The organism is Paracoccus tegillarcae (assembly GCF_002847305.1).
GTDB lineage: Bacteria > Pseudomonadota > Alphaproteobacteria > Rhodobacterales > Rhodobacteraceae > Paracoccus > Paracoccus tegillarcae.
On record NZ_CP025408.1, the window covers coordinates 1907140 to 1925930 of the forward strand.

The window sequence follows — 18791 nt, forward strand, 5'->3', positions numbered from 1 at the left end:
GAACCCTTTGGATAGTCGCTATATAGACACGCGGACCGGCGGGATTTCGGCCTGTTTTCTCAACAGGGACAGGCAGAATCACGAGGGTAAGGGCGGTTAGCTCAGCGGTAGAGCACTACGTTGACATCGTAGTGGCCACTGGTTCGATCCCAGTACCGCCCACCATTGTTCGCGCCCCCGGAAGGCCGGGGGCATTTCGTTTTCAGGCGCCGTCGCGGCGCTGACAGCAGGAGAAGACCTATGAAGGTTGTCAATTCGCTCCGGTCGCTGAAGAACCGGCACCGCGACTGCCAAGTGGTGCGTCGCAAGGGCCGGATCTACGTGATCAACAAGACCAACCGTCGCTTCAAGGCCCGTCAGGGCTGAGGCGCGGAGCACCCGCAAGACGAAATGACCCGCCCTCGCCGGCGGGTTTTTTCATGGCAGAGGGCAGACATGACCTCGGATAGTTTTGAGATCCGCCGACACCGTGCTGACGGCAAGCGATCCTGGGCGGCCTATTCGCCCTGCGGTCAGTATCGCTATGGCCTGTCTCGGCGCTGGGGCAGCGGGCCGGCGCTGCTATATGTGATGCTGAACCCCTCGACTGCCACGGAAATGGCCAATGACCCGACCATCGAGCGCTGTGAACGCCGGGCGCGGGCATTGGGCTTTGACGGCTTGGGCGTGGTCAACCTGTTCGCCTATCGCGCGACGCGCCCTGAGGATCTTCGGCGGGCCGCTGATCCGGTCGGACCGCTGAACGACGATGCGATTCGCGCAGCGGCGTTGCGTGCGGATCGGGTGCTATGTGCCTGGGGCGTTCACGGCGATCATCTGGGGCGCGCCGAACAGGTGCGGGCGGCATTGCGGGGGCTGCGGCGACCGATGCTGCATCTGGGTCTGACCAAGGCGGGGCATCCGCGCCACCCCTTGTATGTTTCTTATGCCAGATCGCCAGCGGATTGGTATTGTTAACCTTTTATTAATCAAGTGCTTTGAGAAGCTGCACTGGCTGGCATATTGTTGAGCAGGTACCAGTTTGCCTGTTCCAAGAGGTGTTGAGATGTTGATGATAGCAGGGCTGATGAGCCTGCTCATGGTCGGTGTTGCCGTCGATATGAGCATCGCGGGCGCGACGTCACATGATGACGATGATGACCTGCCTGTCGGCGGTCCGGACGAGCAGCCCGGCGAGGATCAGGACATGGGCGATCATGAGCCTGACGAGCCGGAGGCGGGTGTCGCCGATGAGGCCGGGCCCGACCTGCCCGTTGATCCCGCCGTGCCAGATGAATCCGCCGTGCCAGATGAAACAGATGATGTGATTGACGAGAACGCCGAGCCGGTCATCGATGAGGCGACGACCACCGATGCATCCGATCTGGATCAGGTGTTGGTCGGCACTGACGGCTTTGATGCGCTGATGGGTTATGACGGCGATGATCTGCTGCAGGGCTTTCGCGGCGACGATGATCTGCGCGGCGGTCAGGGCGACGATACGCTGGAGGGCGGCGACGGCGATGACTGGCTGCAGGGCGAATCGGATTACGGTCCCGGCGGCAATGATCTGCTGGATGGCGGCGCGGGCAATGACTCGCTGGCCGGTCAGGGTGGCGACGATACCATTCTGGGCGGCGACGGCGACGACACCATGCAGGGCGGCGATGGCAATGACAGCATGATGGGCGGCGCCGGGCGCGACTGGATCGACGGCAATGCCGGTGACGACACGCTGATCGCCGGTGACGGCGACGACGATTTGAGCGGCGGTGAGGGCGACGATCTGCTGATTGGCAATGACGGTTCCGAAACGGCCTGGCTGCATGGCGGCGAGGGCGATGACACGCTGATGCCGGGCGCGGGCGACTTTGCCGAGGGGCAGGAGGGGGCGGATCTGTATGTCTTGCGTGAGGGCGAGGGCGCGCTGCCTGTCATCTCGGGCTTTGATGGCGCAGAGGATCAACTGGAAATATCCTTGTCAGCGGATCGCGCTGAAGATGCGCAGATCGAATTGATCGAGGATGATGACGGCAGCCTGCTGCTGCAGGTTGACGGGCAGCCCGTTGCACGACTGGTCGGGGCCGTGAACGCCGACGGGGTGAATGTGCTGGTCAACCATCCCCAAGTCTGAACCCAGATCGTATGAATTGATTAAAATCGGGCCTGCTATTATTAATAAGAGAGGGAAGATCAGGCGGAATAGATGAGCGATATCGATTTAGGTTTGGATGGCTTGACGGTCTGCTGCCTCAGCAACGATCGCGAGATTCTGGATCTGAATCTGAGGGCCTCGCCAGTCATTGCATCTGGTCGTTTGCAGTTGGATGTCGAGATGGACGCGCCGTCGGCCACCATCGGCTATAACAGACTGCTTGAGCGGCATCCGACGGATATCTGTATCCTTGTCCATCACGATGTCTATTTGCCTGACGGCTGGGACCGGCTGCTGATGCGCCGTATCGCCGAGGTCGAGGCCCATGACCCGGACTGGGCCGTGATCGCCGCGTCCGGAATCGGGCCGGATGGGCGGCATTGGGGCCCCGTCTGGTCATCCGCCTTTTCGCGCGTGCTGGGCGGCGTCACAGCCGCGCCCCAGCCTATTCAGGCCGCGGATGAGTTGCTGATTGTTTTCCGGGCCGATACCGGGCTGCGCTTTGATGAAGAACTGCCGCATTTCCATTTTCACGGGCTGGATATCGTTCAAACCGTGCTGGCGGCAGGGAAGGGCGCCTATAATGTGCCCTTGCCGCTGATCCATAACGACCGTTTCGCAAAGATGCTGGGCGATGATTATCGGGATGGATATCGCCATATGCAGCGGAAATGGCGCGATGTACTGCCGCTGATGTCCACGACAGTCAAGATTTCCTGGCACGGATTGCACCTGCGTCGTGCGCTGCGCCGGATGAAGAACTATAGTGCGGTGGGCAGCGAGCGCGCTTCGCGCAACGACACGCCGCCGCAGGTTTATGCCGAACGCTGCTGCTGGTCGTCTGTCGGATAGTCGCGTCGCGCCTCTTTCCTTTTCGCGCAATTCCCCCTATACGCGCCCATCCGCCAGAGCGATTCTGGCGGGTGCTCCATGGGCCTGTGCTGGACGACATCCCGGCCTGCGCCATAACCCTTTGATCTGAAAAGGAGACCCCGATGTCGATTACGGTTGAAGAAAAGAACAAGGTCATGAAGGACTTTGCGACGAAAGAAGGCGACACCGGCTCGCCCGAAGTTCAGGTCGCGATCCTGACCTCGCGTATTTCCACGCTGACCGAGCATTTCAAGACGCACAAGAAAGACAACCACAGCCGCCGTGGGTTGCTGATGATGGTCGCGCAGCGTCGTAAGCTGCTGGACTATCTCAAGCGCAATGATGAGGCCCGTTACCAGGACCTGATCAAGCGTCTGGGCATCCGCCGCTAAGCGCCCGTCTTTCGGGAAAGAATACGCCCGTGCCGCAAGGCGCGGGCGTTTGTGTCTGGTTCAGGCCGCAGCATCCTCGATGGCGCGCTTATAAATGCTTTTCAGCCGCCCCTTTTCCGCCTCGGTCGACAGCGCTTCGAGCGACCGCTCATAGGCCAGATCAAGCTGATGCTGCGCCGCCCGCCGTGAGGCCATCGGCCCGATCCGCGTCAGCGCGGTCAGCGATTTCAGCAGGCGCGACATCACGTCGATCTGCGCCGCGCCGTCGCGGGCGATCAGGTTGAACGCGTCCTCGTACATGTCCTCATAGATCAGCGGCAGCACGCTGACATTGGGGTATTCGGGCTCTTTCTTCTCGGCCTCGGCCCAGGCCTCGCCCCAATAGCTGAGCAGCCGCGTCTGCCGTCCGATCACGTCAATCGCGGTGCCCGGGTCATTCACCGCGGGCGAGAGGGCGCGCAGCGCCACCTCGGTCAGGGCGATCAACCCAAATCGGGGGTCCTGATCAAAGCTGCGATTGGGGCCGAATTCAAACGCATTATGGACCAGATGTTCGATCCCCTCGGGCAACACGTCGCCCTGGCTGTGGATATGGGCCAGCAGAGAATCCTCGTAGACAAAGCTGCCCGGCAGAACCAGAACATCGATCTGCAGCGATTCCTGTTCGCAAATATCGGCAAGCAGCTTGATCGTGATGAACTGGACATAGCCGACGGTGCTGGCGCGAACAGGCAGACCCCTGCGGGCCTGATGGGCGACATCGGGCAGGGATTTGCCGCCGAGGAACGGGTATTGCAGGCGATTTTCCATGGCCTCTTTCGCGGTGTTCTCGATCCGCGAGATGGTATCGGCAACGCGGCCCAACTTGGTCAGCTGGTTGATCAGGCGCAGCAGTGCGACGACGATCATCGCAATGACGACCAGCGTCACGATGAACAACAGCGCGCGTCCCTGCGGTCCGTAGAAGCTGACCTTGAGCGCGATCAGCCCCACGATGCTGAAGAGGAAAGACCCGACAAAGGTGGCCAGCGATGACTGGACGATCTCGTCCTCGGTCAGCAGGCCGGTGGCCCGCGCCGTGCCGTTCGAGGTGGCCGAACTATAGGCCGAGGTCAGCGCGCCGAGGGAAAAGGTGGTGATGGTCAGCATGCTGGTGGCGATGATCGTCAGCAGGCTGTCGATGGCATCGGTGCTGATCTCGAAAGGCAGCGCCCAAGGCAGATAGTTCGTCGCCAGTGACGCCAGCGCCGCCACGATCAGCCCCATCACCGCATAGGAGGCCACATGCACCATAAGGGTCCGCCGCAGCCGGTTCAGTATCCATCTGATTTTGGTCATCGCGCTATCTTTTCGGGTCAATCATCTTGCAGTGTCTGTTTGCCGCAAAATTGGGGCAAAGGGAAATGCCCCTTTCGTGGGTTCTGCTGCGCCCTGCCGATTGGTCTGAAATGTCTGGATGGCCCAGAGGCGGGGCTGGCTGGCGACCTTTTTACGCCCACTTCCCAACACCTTCCATTTCCTGTAAACGCCCCCAATCTGAGACGTATCGTTCGGCCCCGGGGCGACGCATAAGGATCGGGGTACGGCGGCAATGGGGCCGCCATTTGAACGGCGCGGCCAGAGGGCTGGCCCGCGCCAAGAGGAAACAAGATGTTTGAAGAAGTAAGAAAATCAATCCAGTGGGGCGAAGAAACGCTGACACTGGAAACGGGCAAGGTTGCCCGCCAGGCTGATGGCAGCGTCATTGCCACGCTTGGCGAGACCAGCGTCATGGCCAACGTGACCTATGCGCGCGAGCCCAAGCCCGGTCAGGATTTCTTTCCGCTGACCGTGCATTACAACGAAAAAACCTATGCCGCCGGCAAGATCCCCGGTGGCTTCTTCAAGCGCGAAGGCCGTCCGACCGAAAAAGAGACGCTGACCTCGCGCCTGATCGACCGTCCGATCCGCCCGCTGTTCGTCAAGGGCTTCAAGAACGAAGTTCTGGTGATCTGCACCGTGCTGTCGCACGATCTGGTCAATGACCCCGACATCGTGGCGATGATCGCCGCGTCGGCTGCGCTGACCATTTCGGGCGTTCCGTTCATGGGCCCGATTGCTGCGGCGCGTGTCGGCTTTGCCGATGGCGACTATGTGCTGAACCCCGAAGTTGCGGATATGGACCAGCTGCGCAACAACCCCGAGCAGCGCCTGGATCTGATCGTCGCCGGCACCAAGGACGCCGTGATGATGGTGGAATCGGAAGCATACGAGCTGTCCGAGGCTGAAATGCTGGGTGCCGTCAAATTCGGCCACGAGCAGATGCAGCCGGTGATCGACCTGATCATCGACTTTGCCGAAGACGCCGCAAAAGAACCGTTTGATTACCAGCCGCCGGAATACGGTGCGCTGTATGACAAGGTGAAATCGCTGGGCGAGGCCGATATGCGCGCCGCCTATGCGATCAAGGACAAGAGCGACCGTCAGGACGCTGTTGCCGCGACCAAGACCAAGATCAAGGATGGCCTGTCGGAAGACGAACTGGCCGACGCAAATCTGGGTTCGGCGCTGAAAAAGCTGGAATCGGGCATCCTGCGCGGTGACATCATCAATGGTGGCGCACGCATCGACGGCCGCGACACCAAGACCGTTCGCGCGATCGACTGCGAAGTGGGCTTCTTGCCGCGCACGCACGGTTCGGCGCTGTTCACCCGTGGTGAAACGCAGGGTCTGGTTGTGACCACGCTGGGCACCGGTGACGATGAGCAGATCATCGACGCGCTGCATGGCAATTTCCGTTCCAACTTTCTGCTGCACTATAACTTCCCGCCGTATTCGGTCGGCGAGGTTGGCCGCTTTGGCCCTCCGGGTCGTCGTGAAATCGGTCATGGCAAGCTGGCATGGCGTGCGTTGCAGGCCGTTCTGCCTGCTGCGACCGACTTTCCCTATACCATCCGCGTCGTGTCCGAGATCACGGAATCGAACGGTTCGTCCAGCATGGCTTCGGTCTGCGGCGGTTCGCTGTCGATGATGGATGCGGGTGTGCCGCTGAAGGCGCCGGTTGCCGGTGTCGCCATGGGTCTGATCCTTGAAGATGACGGCAAATACGCCGTTCTGACCGACATTCTGGGTGACGAAGATCACCTGGGTGACATGGACTTCAAGGTGGCTGGTACCGAAAACGGCATCACCAGCCTGCAGATGGACATCAAGGTTGCCGGCATCACGCCGGAAATCATGGAGCAGGCGCTTGCGCAGGCGAAAGATGGCCGGCTGCACATTCTGGAAGAGATGGGCAAGGCACTGACCGAAGGTCGCCGTGAATTCAGCGCCCATGCGCCGCGCATCGAGACCATGCAGATCCCGACCGACAAGATCCGTGAAGTGATCGGTTCGGGCGGCAAGGTCATCCGCGAGATCGTGGAAGTCTCGGGTGCCAAGGTCGATATCAATGACGATGGCATCATCAAGATCGCCAGCGCCAACGGCGATTCGATCAAGAAGGCATACGAGATGATCCACTCGATCGTCGCCGAGCCGGAAGAAGGCCAGATCTACACCGGCAAGGTGGTGAAGCTGGTTGATTTCGGTGCCTTTGTGAACTTCTTCGGCAAGCGTGACGGGCTGGTCCATGTCAGCCAGATCGCCAACAAGCGGTTGGGTCACCCCTCCGAGGCGCTGAAAGAGGGCCAGGAGGTCAAGGTTAAGCTGCTGGGCTTTGACGACCGTGGCAAGGTGCGCCTTGGCATGAAGATGGTCGATCAGGAAACCGGTGAAGAAGTCACCGAAGCCAAGGAAGAGGCTGGCTCGGAATAAATCCGTTCGGTCTTTGGTATTCAGGGAAGGCCGCGACATGTTCGCGGCCTTTCTTTTTGCAAGGTCGCGGCGGCGGGGATAGCTGCCGGGCAGGTTTCCCTTTTTAACAGCGCGCTGAATGGTTGAACGCTCGTTTGCGACGATGGGCCAGGTCCTGTGCACGATCAGCCGATAACGCATCGTATCGCAATGTTCAGACGCCCTATGTCTTTCACAACGTAGATGACTGGCAATTCGAGCGGACCGATTTTCTGGCGCAGGCGGTCACGTTGCCTGAGGCCGATCCGATGATCTCGGTCGTTTGTCTGCGTGACACGGCGGATATGCCGATCCCGCCTCGCGAGGCAGGAACTTTTCCGTGATCTGCAGCCTTGAGTTGAGTGATCCGTGAGGAGGGACCAGCCATGACATTTCGACTGATGACAACCGCCGCCCTTGTTTGCGCCGCAGGACCCGCGTTCGCGCAGCAGACCCCCGCCAATGTCCAGACCGCGCCCGAGATCTTTGAGATGCGCGAGATTGTGTCGGGACTGGACAATCCATGGGAAATCGCGCTGGCCCCCGATGGCTGGCTGTGGGTGACAGAGCGCAGCGGGCTGAAAATCAACCGCATCAACCCCGAGGATGGCACGCTCGAGACCGTCGCCGAACTGACCAATGCCGCCGTTCCGGGCGGACAGGACGGGCTGATGGGTCTGGCGCTGCATCCCGATTTCGGCAATGGCACCGATCAGATTTTCACCGCCTATACCTATGACGACCCCGATTACAGCAACCCGCTGGTGACCGATCCGGAAAGCCCCTATCTGCATCTGCGCACCAAGATCGTGCGGTTCGACTGGAACGCCGAAAGCGGCCAGTTGGAGAATGAGACCGATGTGATCACCGGGCTGCCGGCCTCGAACGACCACAACTCGGGGCGCATCAAGATCGGGCCCGACGGGATGCTGTATTACACCATCGGTGACGGCGGGAATAACCAGTTGGCGAACTGGTGCCGCCCGATTCTGGCGCAGCGTCTGCCCACCGCCGATGAGGTCGGGGCAGAGGACTGGATCGCCTATCAGGGCAAATCGCTGCGGATGGCGCTGGACGGCACGATCCCCGAGGACAACCCCGAGATCGACGGCGTGCGCAGCCATGTCTACACCTATGGCCACCGCAATATGCAGGGCATTGATTTCGGCCCCGATGGCACGCTTTACGCCAGCGAGCATGGCCCCAAGACCGATGATGAGGTCAATATCCTGGAGGCCGGCGGCAATTATGGCTGGCCGAATATCGCGGGCTATATCGACGACAAGGCCTATGTCGAGGCGCGCTGGTCAGAGGCGCCGGATTGCGCGGATCTGACATTCTCGGATCTGGAGATCGCGCCGAGCGTGCCGACCACGCCCGAAAGCGAATGGCCGGTGCCGGAAAACTATCACGCGCCGGCGGCAACCATGTTCACCGTGCCCAGTGACTGGAACTTTGCCGAGACGGAATGCGCCGGCATCGACTATGTGTGCTGGCCCACCGTCGCGCCTTCGAACATTGAATACTATGCCAGCGACGCGATTCCGGGCTGGCAGGATTCGGTGCTGATAGCGACGCTGAAACGCGGTTCGGTCTACCGTGCGGCTGTCAGCAAGGATGGCCGGATGGTGCAGCAGCCGTTCGAGCGTCTGTTCGACGGTGAAAACCGCATTCGTGATACCGAAGTGTCCGATGACGGGCTGACGATCTATGTCGCCGTGGACAGCGGCGGAGTGATCGAGGGTAATGAGGGCGGCGTCGTTACCGAGATGACCAATCCCGGCGCGATTCTGGCCTATACCTATACCGGCGAAAATGCCGATGTTCCCGCGGATGGCGGCGCATCGGATGGTGCGGCGGATGGCAGCGATCAGGCAGCGGCTGCGCCGGTTGAACTGGGCGAACTCGAAGGGCCGGCTGTCAGCTATACCGCCGAACAGGCAGAGGCCGGCAAGCAGGTCGCCATGACCTATTGCGCGGCCTGCCACGGTGCCGATTTTGCCTCGGCGAACTATGGCCCGCCGGTAAACGGGCAGGTGTTTCAGCGTAACTGGCATAACAAGGAGGCGGTTGAATTGCTGACCAAGTCCATGACCATGCCGCCGTCGCAGGCAGGGACTCTGTCGCCTGAACAATATGCCGATGTGACGGCCTATATTCTGTCGATGAACGGGATGCAGCCGGGGGATGAGCCGCTGACGATGGACAGCGCCGGCTATGTTGACGCGCGCGCATCAGAATAAACACTAGCAAGATCCCGGCCCGGTGTTGTTCCGGGCCGGGGTGATCTGGCCCGGCTCAGGCCGGGTCTTTTGCAAAGCGCAGATAGGGCAGTTTCTTGTCCAATGCGCCGTATTTTTCTTCGGCTGCGGCGTCATCCAGAGACAGCGCGACGATCACGTCCTGACCGGGCACCCAGTTGGCGGGGGTTGCCAGCGGCGCACCATCGGTCTTGATGACCGCGTCCAGCGCCCGGACGATTTCGGCAAAGTTGCGGCCGATCGACATCGGGTAGGTCATGGTCAGCCGGACCTTTTTGTCCGGTCCGATGATAAAGACGCTGCGCACGGTGGCCGAATCGGCGGGCGTGCGGCCTTCGGAGGGCAGATAGTGCTCGGCGGGCAGCATGTCATAGGCCTTGGCGACGGCCAGATCGCTGTCGTCGATGATCGCGAAATTCGCAGGCGCGCCGGCGAACTGGGCGATGTCATTCTTCCATTTCAGGTGATCGTCGACACTGTCGACCGAGACACCCAGAACCTTGGTGTTGCGGGCCTCGAATTCAGAGGCAAGCTGTGCCACGGCACCGAATTCGGTGGTGCAGACCGGGGTAAAGTCGCGCGGATGGCTGAAGATGATGGCATAGCCGTCGCCTACCCAGTCGTGAAAGCTGATCTCGCCTTCGGTCGATTTCGCGGTGAAATCGGGGGCGGTATCGTTGATGCGCAGGGACATGATCTGTCCTTTCCGTTGGTTGCGTCGAGGTGAACATATGCACCCGGAACAGGATTGCCAGAGCTTACCTGTTCCGGATTGGTCCGCCGGGTCAGAGCAGCAAGAGCAGGCTGCCGACCAGGACGCCGATGATCACCAGCAGAACCACGCAGAAGCCCATGATGTCGCGCGGCTTGAGGCCCGCGATGCCCAGCATCGGCAATGCCCAGAAGGGCTGCAACAGGTTGGTCCAGGCATCGCCCCAGGCCACGCCCATGACAACGCGCGGGATGTCCGCGCCCAGGGCCTCGGCTGCGGGCAGCATCACCGGGGCCTGCACCGCCCATTGGCCGCCGCCCGAGGGGACAAAGACGTTGACGATGCCGGCGCTGATAAAGCTCCAGAATGGCAGGGTCTGTGCGGTCGAGATCGAGACGAAGAATTCCGACATGCTGGCTGCCAGCCCGCTGCCGGTCATGATCGCCATGATGCCGGCATAGAACGGGAACTGGATCACGATGCCTGCGCCGCCGCGAACGGCCTCGTCCAGCGACGCCAGCAGGCTGCGGGGGGTGCCGTGGCAGAGGATGCCCAGAAACAGGAACAGGAAGTTCACGACGTTCAGGTTGATGCCGCCGCCGCCGATGAAATACTGGGCCAGCCAGATCAGGCCCGGAATGCCAACCGCCCACATCAGGATGGGGCTGTTTTCCAGCCGCTCGGCCGGGGTGGCGTCGGGGCCAAGCGGGGGCAGGGCGTTGCTGTCGCCCAGTTTCGCCGGATCGACCAGCACCTGTTCGGATTCCAGCGGCAGCATGGCGCGGTTGACCAGTGGCAGGACCACAAAGACCGCCGCGACGATGATCAGGTTCCAGACCGAAAAGATCGTCTCGGATGTCGGGATGACGCCGATCTGATCGGCGGTAAAGTGGTCAGGCGTGGCGATGGTCAGCGGGATAGAGCCCGAGAGCCCGCCGTGCCAGATGACAAAGCCCGAATAGGCCGAGGCGACCAGCAGCCGGTAATCGACCTTGATCTGCCGGGCCAGTTCCTTGGCGAAGATCGCGCCCACGACCAGACCAAAGCCCCAGTTGATCCAGCTTGCCGCCAGCGACACGACGGTCACCAGAATGATGGCGGACCCGCGAGAGCTGGCCAGCCCGGCCATCTTTTCCAAAAGCGCCCGCACCGGCGGGGAAGAGGCCAGAATAAAGCCGGTCACCAGCACCAGCAGCATCTGCATGGCGAATTGCAGCAGCGACCAGAAGCCGTCGCCCCACATCTGGACCAGTGCGATGGGGTTGGTGCCTTGTGTCAGGATGGCAGCCAGAGCGGCGACCAGGGTCAGGACAATGACAAAGATGAATGCATCGGGCAGCCACCGTTCCATCAGGCGGGTGGCGGGGCGTGCAAGGGCTCTTAACATGGGGGCCTCCTCAAATTTTCGGCAGGTTGCGTGATCGCGCGGGCGATGGCAAGCCGAACAGGAGGGCCCGGATCAGCTTTCGCGGAAGGCGCGGTTAAAGTAATCCGCCAGCGGTTTCATGAGATAGGCCATCGGGCTGCGTTCGCCGGTCTGGATATAGACCTCGACCGGCATTCCGGGGATCAGCGCCAGGCCCTGCAGCTTTTCCAGCTGATCGGGCGGGATCGTGACCTCGGCGCGGTAATAGGGTGCCTGGGTCGCCTCGTCGATCAGCGCATCGGCCGACACGCGCAGCAACTCGCCGTCGATCTCGGGCGTGGTGCGCGACGAGAACGAGGAAAACCGCAGCATGACGTCCTGTCCTGCCTGAACCTCATCGACATTGATCGTGGCAATGCGCGCGCCGATGATCAGCGGGCGATCCTGCGGGATGATGTACATCACCGGATCTGCGGCTCTGATGACCGAACGTGGCGTGGTGAACTGCAACTGGTGAACGATGCCCGACACGGGCGAGCGAATGTCCAGACGGTTGATCTGTTCGCTCAGCGCGCGGCGGCGTTCGGCCAGTTCCAATTCGCGATAGCCAAGGTCGCGCAACTCTGTCTCGGCGCTTTCGCGGCGCTCGGCACTCAGGCGCAACTGTTCGATGCCGATCTCGGTCTGGCGCGTTTCGGCCTGCGCGCGCGAGGCCTGCATCTCGCCCAACTGGCCGTCAAGGCGTGCGGCCTCGCGTTCCAGCGCCAGAACGCGGGTCGCCTGCGCCAGCCCCTTTTCCAGCAGGGAGCGCTGATCGCCCAGTTCTTCCTGAATGAACTCTCGTTGTTTGCCCAGGGCATCGAACTGCGCGTCGATCCCGGCGATCTGCTGGCCCATCTGTTCGGATTGCTTGCTGAGCTGATCCAGAGACTGGCGGATGGTGTCGCGGCGGGCGGTGAACAGGCTGCGCTGACCGTCCATCAGTTGCGTCAGATCGGCATGCTGGCTGGTCTGTTCGACCAACTCGGCGGGAAAGATGATTTCCTCGACATCGGCGCGTTCGGCCTCCAGCCGACCGCGGCGGGCGAGGATTTCGAAATACTGACCCTCGACGATGGTCAGTTCGGTCATCAACAGTGAGCCGTCCAGCCGGACCAGGGTATCTCCGGCCTCGACGCTATCGCCCTCGGCCACCATGATTTCCTCGATCACACCGCCGTCGGGGTGCTGGACGACCTGACGATGCTGTTCGACCTCGACCTGACCGGGGGCGACAACGGCACCGGCGATGCGGGTCAGCATGGCCCAGCTGCCAAAGCCGCCAAACAGCAGCAGGATACCGGCAAGCCCAAGTATCACCGCGCCGCGCACCGGCCAGCGCCGTGCCAGTTCGGTCCTGTCGGGCGCGGTCGCCTTGGGCGGCGGCGGGGCGGGGCCGGGATCGTCGGCAGGCGGAACAGCCTGCGGGACGGATTGTTGCACCGGCTGGATACGCGCCAGCGGCTTGCCGATATTGCCCTGATCTTCGTCGCTCATGTGATGCCCCCGCTTTTGCCGGCGCTTTGCGACTGGCGGATGTTTTCGGCGTTCTTGACCATGGATTTCAGTACGTCGTCGCGCGGGCCGAAGGCGCGGCGCGAGCCCTGATCCAACACCAGCAGCAATTCGCATTCGCTGATGGCAGCGGGTCGGTGCGCCATTATCATGACCGAGCCACCGCGCGCCTTGATGCTGCGGATGGCCTGGTTCAGCGCCTCAGAGCCCTGATTGTCCAGATTGGAATTCGGCTCATCCAGAACGAACAGGGCCGGCTGCGGATACAGCGCGCGGGCCAGTCCGACGCGCTGGATCTGGCCGCCCGACAGGCGCCCGCCGGCCTGACTGATCGGTGTGTCATAGCCCTGCGGCAGATCCAGAATCATCTGATGCGCGGCGGCGGCCTTGGCGGCGGCGACGACGCGCTGCGGATCGGGATTGGGGTTCATCCGGGCAATATTGTCGGCGATGGTGCCGTCAAACAGCGTCACCTGCTGGGGCAGATAGCCGATCAGGTTGCCCAGCACATCGGGGTCATACTGGTCCAGCGTCGCGCCGCCCAACCGGATCGAGCCTGCCCCAAGCGGCCATGCACCGATGATCGCGCGGGCCAGTGTGGTCTTGCCCGCGCCCGAAGGCCCGATGACACCAAGCGCCTTGCCGGGCGGCAGCGAAAAGCTGATGCCGCGCAAGGTCGGCTGGTTCTGCCCGGGTGGAATGACCGACAGGTTGCGCACGTCAAGCTGCGCGCGCGGGCGCGGCAGCGGCGTCCGATCGGGCACGGGCGGCTGGCGCGACAGCAATTCGGCCAGCCGTGCCCAACCGTCCTGTGCGCGCTGCACGATGGGCCAGCCGCCGACCACCTGATCGATGGGCGCCAGCGCGCGGCCCATCAGGATCGAACTGGCGATCATGGCGCCGGGCGTCAGTTGCTGTTGCAGCACCAGCCACGCACCGGCAGCCAGCATCGCGCTTTGCAAGAACAGGCGGAAGGTCCGCGAAAACACGGTAAAGGTCGAGGCGCGGTCGGCACCCTGCACGCCGTGTTGCGTCGCCTCGGCACGCGCCTTTTGCCAGCGGTCAAAGGCTGCGCCGCGCATCCCGAGCGAGCCGATCAATTCGCCCTCGTCGCGGTAAAGCTCGTTCATTCGGTCGGCTTTTTGCGTCGCGACGGCGGATTGCTGCAGCGGTGCGCGGCTGAACCAGCGGTTCAACAGCGTCGCCAGCACCAGCAACGCGCCACCGGCCGTGGCAACGACGCCCAAAAGCGGGTGGAAGATGAAGACCGCGCCCAGAAAGATCGGCGCCCATGGCAGATCGAACAGCGCCAGAACGACGGGCGAGGACAGGAACCGGTGCACGGCCTCCAGATCGCGCATCCCGCCGCGCATGGCGATGTCGTTGCCCGAGGCGTTGCCCTCGGTCAGGGCGGCGGTAAAGACGCGCGGCTCGAGCCGGTTCTGGAACCGCGCGGCGACGCGGGTCATCACCCGGTTGCGCGCGACATCCAGCACACCCATCAGCAGGAACAGGAACGTGACCAGCACGAACAGCGCCGTCAGCGTCTCGTAGGAACGCGAGGCCAGGACGCGGTCATAGACCTGCAGCATGAACAGCGGGCCGGTCAGCATCAGGATGTTGACCACCGCCGAAAACAGACCCACCGCGATAAACAGTCGCCAGCCTTCCGACCGCGCCGATCGAAGCTCTGCCTTGCCGCGTTGCGTATCGGGCGCTCGTGCCATACTGCCGTCCGTCCTGTTTAACCGGGGCCTCCTAAGCGCCTGTCAAGACATCGGCGGACCTTGACCGATCCGCCTTGCCTGCGCTTGCCCTGCCACAGGAACGGTTTTATGCGAGTTAAGACAAATAGAACAGGCTGTTTCGCCTTGGTGCTGCGTATCGCAGACGAGGTATTGCAGGCGCATCGCGAGGAACCGAATTGTCACGACGCATCCATGTGCCGCTTGTCCTTTTGCTGCTGGGGGCCTGCACTGCGCAAGGCGACCGTCCCGCGCAGACCGTCAACGACCCGTTCGAAAGCACGAACCGACAGATCCACGCCTTCAACAAGGGGTTGGACACCAATCTTGTCCGTCCGTTGACGCGGGCGATGGACGGTGGCGATCAGCCCGATGCTGGCGCAGAGACGGGCGGGCCGCTGGATATCGTGGCCAATATCGGCGGCAACCTGTCGCTGCCGGGCAAGGTGCTGAACCATATCCTGCAGGGCCGCCCTGAACCGGCCATGCGCAACGGGCTGCGCTTTGTCGTAAATTCCACGCTTGGCCTTGGCGGGATGCACGATCCGGCGGGGGCAGAGTTTGCGCTGACCGAGATCGATACCGATTTCGGAGAGACGCTGTATGTCTGGGGCCTGCCCGAGGGACCCTATCTGGAGCTGCCGGTTCTGGGGCCATCGACCAGCCGCAGGGCGGTCGGGCGTGTGGTCGATATGGCGATTGATCCACTGGACAATTGGCTCAACCGCGATCAGCGGAACGGTGCGACGGCGATCCGGCTGATCTCAAAAGCCGGTGAACGCTCGCGTTTTGGCGACACTGTGGATAGCGTTCTGTATGAAAGTGCCGATAGTTACGCGCAGGCGCGGTTGATCTATCTGATGCACCGCCATCATGAACTTGGACAAGAGGGGGGAACGGATGATCCCTATGTCATCGACCCATATGAAGACAGCGCGGCCAGCGACGACGGTATCATCGACCCCTATGAGGATTGATAGGCGCGGCTTTATCGCGCTGGCCGGGGGTGGGGTGCTGGCGCTGGCCTTGCGGCCGGTCGCGGCGTTCGCGCTGGATACCAATCAGGCCAGTGCGCTGATCGAAAAATCGCTGGCCGAGGTCTATGCGGTCATCAATTCCGGCCAGGCGCCGGCGCAGATGTACCAGCAATTCGAGGCCATCTTTGCGCGTTATGCCGATGTCGATATCATCGCGCGCTCGGCCCTGGGCCCGGCCGCCCGCCAGGTCAGCGCGGCTGAATTCGGCGCATACCGGCAGGCGTTTCAGGGCTATATCGGGCGCAAATATGGCAAGCGGTTTCATGAATTCATCGGCTCGAAGATCGAAGTTACCGGGGCCCGCCCGCTGAAAAGCTTTGTCGCGGTGACCTCTGTTGCCTATCTGAACGGCCGCGCGCCGATGCAGGTGGAATGGCATGTCTCGGACAAATCGGGTCGCGACCTTTACTTCAATATCATCATCGAGGGCGTGAACATGCTCGCGACCGAGCGGACCGAGATCGGTGCGATGCTGGCCCGGCGCAATGGTGATGTCGCTGCGTTGATCGCCGACCTGAAACAGTCCGGCTGATACTGCGGCGGCGTCGCCCGCCGGGAGAGATCATCTTTTCAATGAGGCCGCAGCAGCGCGGCAAAGGGGGGCCGGGTCAGCCCCCCTTTTTCGTCAGTTGCCGCCCAGAATGCCGTTCAAAGCCTGGCTGAGCGCATCGTCACCCTGGCCCTGCGCGGGGGTCGGTGCGGGGTCGCCCGCGCTGACGCTGTTGCCGGGCGTGCGGGGCGCAGTGCCCTGCGGCGCCGGCTGGCGGGGCTGGGTTTCACCCATCGCCTCTGCCAGTGCTGCTGCCAGCGGATCATTGGTCGCAGCGCCGCTGAGCAGGCTTTGCCCGGCCGCCCCGCCACCTGCGTCAGGCGCAACAGTGGGCAGCGGCAGTGCCGGCAGCCCGTCATGGATCTGCACCATCACCTCTTGCCAGATCTCGGCGGGCAATCCGCCGCCCGTAACCCCGGTCAGCGGTGTGTTGTCGTCATAACCCATCCAGACGCCGGTCACGTATTGCTCGGTAAAGCCGATGAACCAGGCATCGCGATAGGACGAGGTGGTGCCGGTCTTGCCCGCGGCCTCGCGCCCGGGCAATTGTGCACGCTTGCCGGTGCCATTCGTGATGACGTTTTCCATCATGTAGATCAGCTGACCTGCCGCGCGCTGGCTGATCACACGTTCACCCATGCCGCCGGCCTGACCCATCAGCGCCTGATCATCGCCGGCGATGCGCAACTCGACCAGGCCATAGGGATGCACCGCGGTGCCGCCGTTGCGAATGCCGGCATAAGCGCCGGTCATTTCCAGCAAGGTGCTTTCCGAGGCACCCAGCCCCAGAGACGGGCCGTTGGTCATGTTGCTGGCAAAGCCGAAATCTTCGGCGACCTGGCGCACCAGATCGCGGCCAGCCGATTCCTGCAGGCGGATGGTTGCTGTGTTCAGCGAACTGGACAGCGCCTGCGTCAGCGTCACATTGCCGCGATAGTTGCGGGTATAGTTCTTGGGCGTCCAGGGGCCAGAGCCGCGAATATTGATGGTCAGCGGACCGTCCAGCACGACATCGTCGGGGCGATAGCCCAGTTCCAAGGCTGCCGCAAAGACGAAGGGCTTGAAGGACGAACCCGGCTGGCGTTTCGCCTGCGTGGCGCGGTTGAACACGCCGTTCACGACGCTGTCGCGCCCGCCGATCATGGCCCGCACTGCGCCATCGGCGCTCATGACGACGATGGCGGCTTCGGCCTTGCTGCCCGCCTTGACCTTTTCGTCGATCACCGAGGCCATGGCCCGTTCGGCGGCGCGCTGGATGCGCTGATCGAAGGTGGTCTTGATGGTGACGTCTTCGGTCGTCTCGGAGGTCAGGAAGCCGGGACCCGATTCCATCACCCAATCGGCGAAGTAACCGCCAGCCCGCGCGGCTGCCGCACGGCTCAGCGCTGCCGGGTTGGCCTTGGCATCGGCAAATTGAGCGTCATCGATAAAGCCCTGCTCGTGCATCAGGCCCAGAATCACCCCGGCCCGATCCTGCGAGCGTTCAAGGTTCGAGGTCGGCGCGTAATAGCTGGGGGCCTTGAGCAGACCGGCCAGCATGGCAGCCTCGGCTGCGTTCACATCGCTGGCGGGCTTGTTGAAGTAACGCTGGCTGGCGGCCTCAAAGCCGCGCGCGCCACCGCCCAGATACGAGCGGTTCATATAGATGTTGAGAACGTCATTCTTGGAATATTTGGCCTCCAGTGCCAGCGAGAAGGGCACCTCTTTGACCTTGCGCCACAGGCTGCCAACGCGGCAATCGGCCTCGTATGCGGCTTCGTCTTCCCACCGGATCGGGTCGAACGTGTCGCCCAGACAAAGCAGTTTGGCGACCTGCTGCGTGATGGTCGAGCCGCCATGCCCTTCAAGCGGGCCACGGCCTTCGGACATGTTGATTCGGATGGCGCTGGCGATGCCGCGCGGGTCGACGCCCAGATGGCTGTAAAAGCGCTTGTCCTCGGTCGCGATCACGGCCTCTTTCAGGACCGGTGCGATCTTGTCTGCGCTGACGGTGCCAAAGGTTTCGCCGCGCCAGGCAAAGACGCGTCCATCGCGGTCCAGCATGGTGACCGATCCGCGCGCGCGCGCATCAAACAGTGCCGAGGCCTCGGGCAAACCGCTGTAATAATAAAAGGTTGCAGCGCCCACGATCAGGGCCATGACAAAGGCAAGGCGCCATGTCGTGCCCCAGATCACCCGCCAGACAAGGCTGACAAAGCCGGTGATGCCGCGGGTTACGACATTGCCACGCTTTTTCGGCGCAGGCTTGCGCCGCGCCGCTTTCTTGGGCGGTGTCGGGTCCGAAAAGCTGCGCTTTTCAGCAACGGGGCTGCTGCCCGTGCGTTTGGGTGTGCCGGTCGGTTTTTTCATGCCTG

Annotated in this window: 15 protein-coding genes and 1 tRNA gene; 10 read left to right on the top strand and 6 right to left on the bottom strand. The window is 62.4% G+C overall.

The features are described 5' to 3' along the window. The first annotated feature begins 90 nt into the window (after positions 1-90). From CUV01_RS09285 to rpsO, 6 genes are all read left to right on the top strand, one after another. Positions 91-165 (top strand) — tRNA-Val (locus CUV01_RS09285). A gap of 75 nt (positions 166-240) precedes the next feature. Beyond that, a complete protein-coding gene (gene ykgO, locus CUV01_RS09290) occupies positions 241-366 on the top strand; it encodes a type B 50S ribosomal protein L36 (protein WP_101460224.1) in 126 nt (41 codons plus the stop codon). Positions 367-435: 69 nt separating this feature from the next. Further along, entirely contained in the window at positions 436-957 is a 522-nt protein-coding gene (locus CUV01_RS09295; protein ID WP_101460225.1) for a DUF1643 domain-containing protein, read from the top strand. Positions 958-1045: 88 nt separating this feature from the next. After that, positions 1046-2113, top strand: a complete 1068-nt coding sequence (locus tag CUV01_RS20230; RefSeq protein ID WP_101460226.1) for a calcium-binding protein — start codon at positions 1046-1048, stop codon at positions 2111-2113. Between the two features lie 72 nt (positions 2114-2185). After that, positions 2186-2986 carry a hypothetical protein gene (locus CUV01_RS09305; protein WP_101460227.1) on the top strand — a complete coding sequence of 267 codons (801 nt, stop codon included), beginning with the start codon at positions 2186-2188 and terminating at the stop codon, positions 2984-2986. A gap of 143 nt (positions 2987-3129) precedes the next feature. Next, positions 3130-3399, top strand: coding sequence for a 30S ribosomal protein S15 (rpsO, locus tag CUV01_RS09310; protein ID WP_101460228.1), 270 nt, complete (start codon positions 3130-3132; stop codon positions 3397-3399). Positions 3400-3459: 60 nt separating this feature from the next. On the opposite strand, the gene CUV01_RS09315 is transcribed toward rpsO, so the two are convergent. Beyond that, the gene (locus CUV01_RS09315; protein ID WP_198731796.1) at positions 3460-4737 is read right to left on the bottom strand and encodes a DUF2254 domain-containing protein; all 1278 of its coding nucleotides are present in this window, start codon (positions 4735-4737) and stop codon (positions 3460-3462) included. A 312-nt stretch (positions 4738-5049) separates the two neighbouring features. Here CUV01_RS09315 and pnp point away from each other — a divergent pair, with 312 nt between their 5' ends. Further along, positions 5050-7194, top strand: a complete 2145-nt coding sequence (pnp, locus tag CUV01_RS09320) for a polyribonucleotide nucleotidyltransferase (RefSeq protein ID WP_101460230.1) — start codon at positions 5050-5052, stop codon at positions 7192-7194. 404 nt (positions 7195-7598) lie between these two features. Next, positions 7599-9455, top strand: coding sequence for a glucose/sorbosone family PQQ-dependent dehydrogenase (locus CUV01_RS09330; protein WP_101460232.1), 1857 nt, complete (start codon positions 7599-7601; stop codon positions 9453-9455). Positions 9456-9510: 55 nt separating this feature from the next. On the opposite strand, the gene CUV01_RS09335 is transcribed toward CUV01_RS09330, so the two are convergent. The 4 genes from CUV01_RS09335 to CUV01_RS09350 all read right to left on the bottom strand — a co-directional run bounded on the left by CUV01_RS09335 (position 9511) and on the right by CUV01_RS09350 (position 14832). Continuing rightward, the gene (locus tag CUV01_RS09335; protein WP_101460233.1) at positions 9511-10167 is read right to left on the bottom strand and encodes a peroxiredoxin; all 657 of its coding nucleotides are present in this window, start codon (positions 10165-10167) and stop codon (positions 9511-9513) included. 91 nt (positions 10168-10258) lie between these two features. Further along, positions 10259-11572 (bottom strand): short-chain fatty acid transporter, encoded by a 1314-nt coding sequence (locus CUV01_RS09340; protein WP_101460234.1) that lies wholly within the window; start codon positions 11570-11572, stop codon positions 10259-10261. Between the two features lie 72 nt (positions 11573-11644). Next, positions 11645-13087: an HlyD family type I secretion periplasmic adaptor subunit gene (locus CUV01_RS09345; protein WP_101460235.1), complete on the bottom strand. Its 1443-nt coding sequence runs from the start codon at positions 13085-13087 to the stop codon at positions 11645-11647. After that, entirely contained in the window at positions 13084-14832 is a 1749-nt protein-coding gene (locus CUV01_RS09350) for a type I secretion system permease/ATPase (RefSeq protein WP_101460236.1), read from the bottom strand. Before CUV01_RS09350 ends, CUV01_RS09345 begins: the two co-directional genes overlap by 4 nt. Positions 14833-15029: 197 nt before the next feature. Between CUV01_RS09350 and CUV01_RS09355 the strand changes: the two genes are divergently transcribed. After that, a complete protein-coding gene (locus CUV01_RS09355; protein WP_232962176.1) occupies positions 15030-15827 on the top strand; it encodes an MlaA family lipoprotein in 798 nt (265 codons plus the stop codon). After that, positions 15817-16419 carry an ABC transporter substrate-binding protein gene (locus CUV01_RS09360; protein WP_101460237.1) on the top strand — a complete coding sequence of 201 codons (603 nt, stop codon included), beginning with the start codon at positions 15817-15819 and terminating at the stop codon, positions 16417-16419. Before CUV01_RS09355 ends, CUV01_RS09360 begins: the two co-directional genes overlap by 11 nt. 93 nt (positions 16420-16512) lie before the next feature. On the opposite strand, the gene CUV01_RS09365 is transcribed toward CUV01_RS09360, so the two are convergent. Continuing rightward, a complete protein-coding gene (locus tag CUV01_RS09365; RefSeq protein WP_101460238.1) occupies positions 16513-18786 on the bottom strand; it encodes a transglycosylase domain-containing protein in 2274 nt (757 codons plus the stop codon). Positions 18787-18791 lie beyond the last annotated feature (5 nt).

Bases quoted from the DNA above. Each gene is read 5' to 3' on its own strand.
- ykgO (WP_101460224.1), top strand. From the start codon at position 241: ATGAAGGTTGTCAATTCGCTCCGGTCGCTGAAGAACCGGCACCGCGAC.
- CUV01_RS09295 (WP_101460225.1), top strand. From the start codon at position 436: ATGACCTCGGATAGTTTTGAGATCCGCCGACACCGTGCTGACGGCAAG.
- CUV01_RS20230 (WP_101460226.1), top strand. From the start codon at position 1,046: ATGTTGATGATAGCAGGGCTGATGAGCCTGCTCATGGTCGGTGTTGCC.
- CUV01_RS09305 (WP_101460227.1), top strand. From the start codon at position 2,186: ATGAGCGATATCGATTTAGGTTTGGATGGCTTGACGGTCTGCTGCCTC.
- rpsO (WP_101460228.1), top strand. From the start codon at position 3,130: ATGTCGATTACGGTTGAAGAAAAGAACAAGGTCATGAAGGACTTTGCG.
- CUV01_RS09315 (WP_198731796.1), bottom strand. From the start codon at position 4,737: ATGACCAAAATCAGATGGATACTGAACCGGCTGCGGCGGACCCTTATG.
- pnp (WP_101460230.1), top strand. From the start codon at position 5,050: ATGTTTGAAGAAGTAAGAAAATCAATCCAGTGGGGCGAAGAAACGCTG.
- CUV01_RS09330 (WP_101460232.1), top strand. From the start codon at position 7,599: ATGACATTTCGACTGATGACAACCGCCGCCCTTGTTTGCGCCGCAGGA.
- CUV01_RS09335 (WP_101460233.1), bottom strand. From the start codon at position 10,167: ATGTCCCTGCGCATCAACGATACCGCCCCCGATTTCACCGCGAAATCG.
- CUV01_RS09340 (WP_101460234.1), bottom strand. From the start codon at position 11,572: ATGTTAAGAGCCCTTGCACGCCCCGCCACCCGCCTGATGGAACGGTGG.
- CUV01_RS09345 (WP_101460235.1), bottom strand. From the start codon at position 13,087: ATGAGCGACGAAGATCAGGGCAATATCGGCAAGCCGCTGGCGCGTATC.
- CUV01_RS09350 (WP_101460236.1), bottom strand. From the start codon at position 14,832: ATGGCACGAGCGCCCGATACGCAACGCGGCAAGGCAGAGCTTCGATCG.
- CUV01_RS09360 (WP_101460237.1), top strand. From the start codon at position 15,817: ATGAGGATTGATAGGCGCGGCTTTATCGCGCTGGCCGGGGGTGGGGTG.
- CUV01_RS09365 (WP_101460238.1), bottom strand. From the start codon at position 18,786: ATGAAAAAACCGACCGGCACACCCAAACGCACGGGCAGCAGCCCCGTT.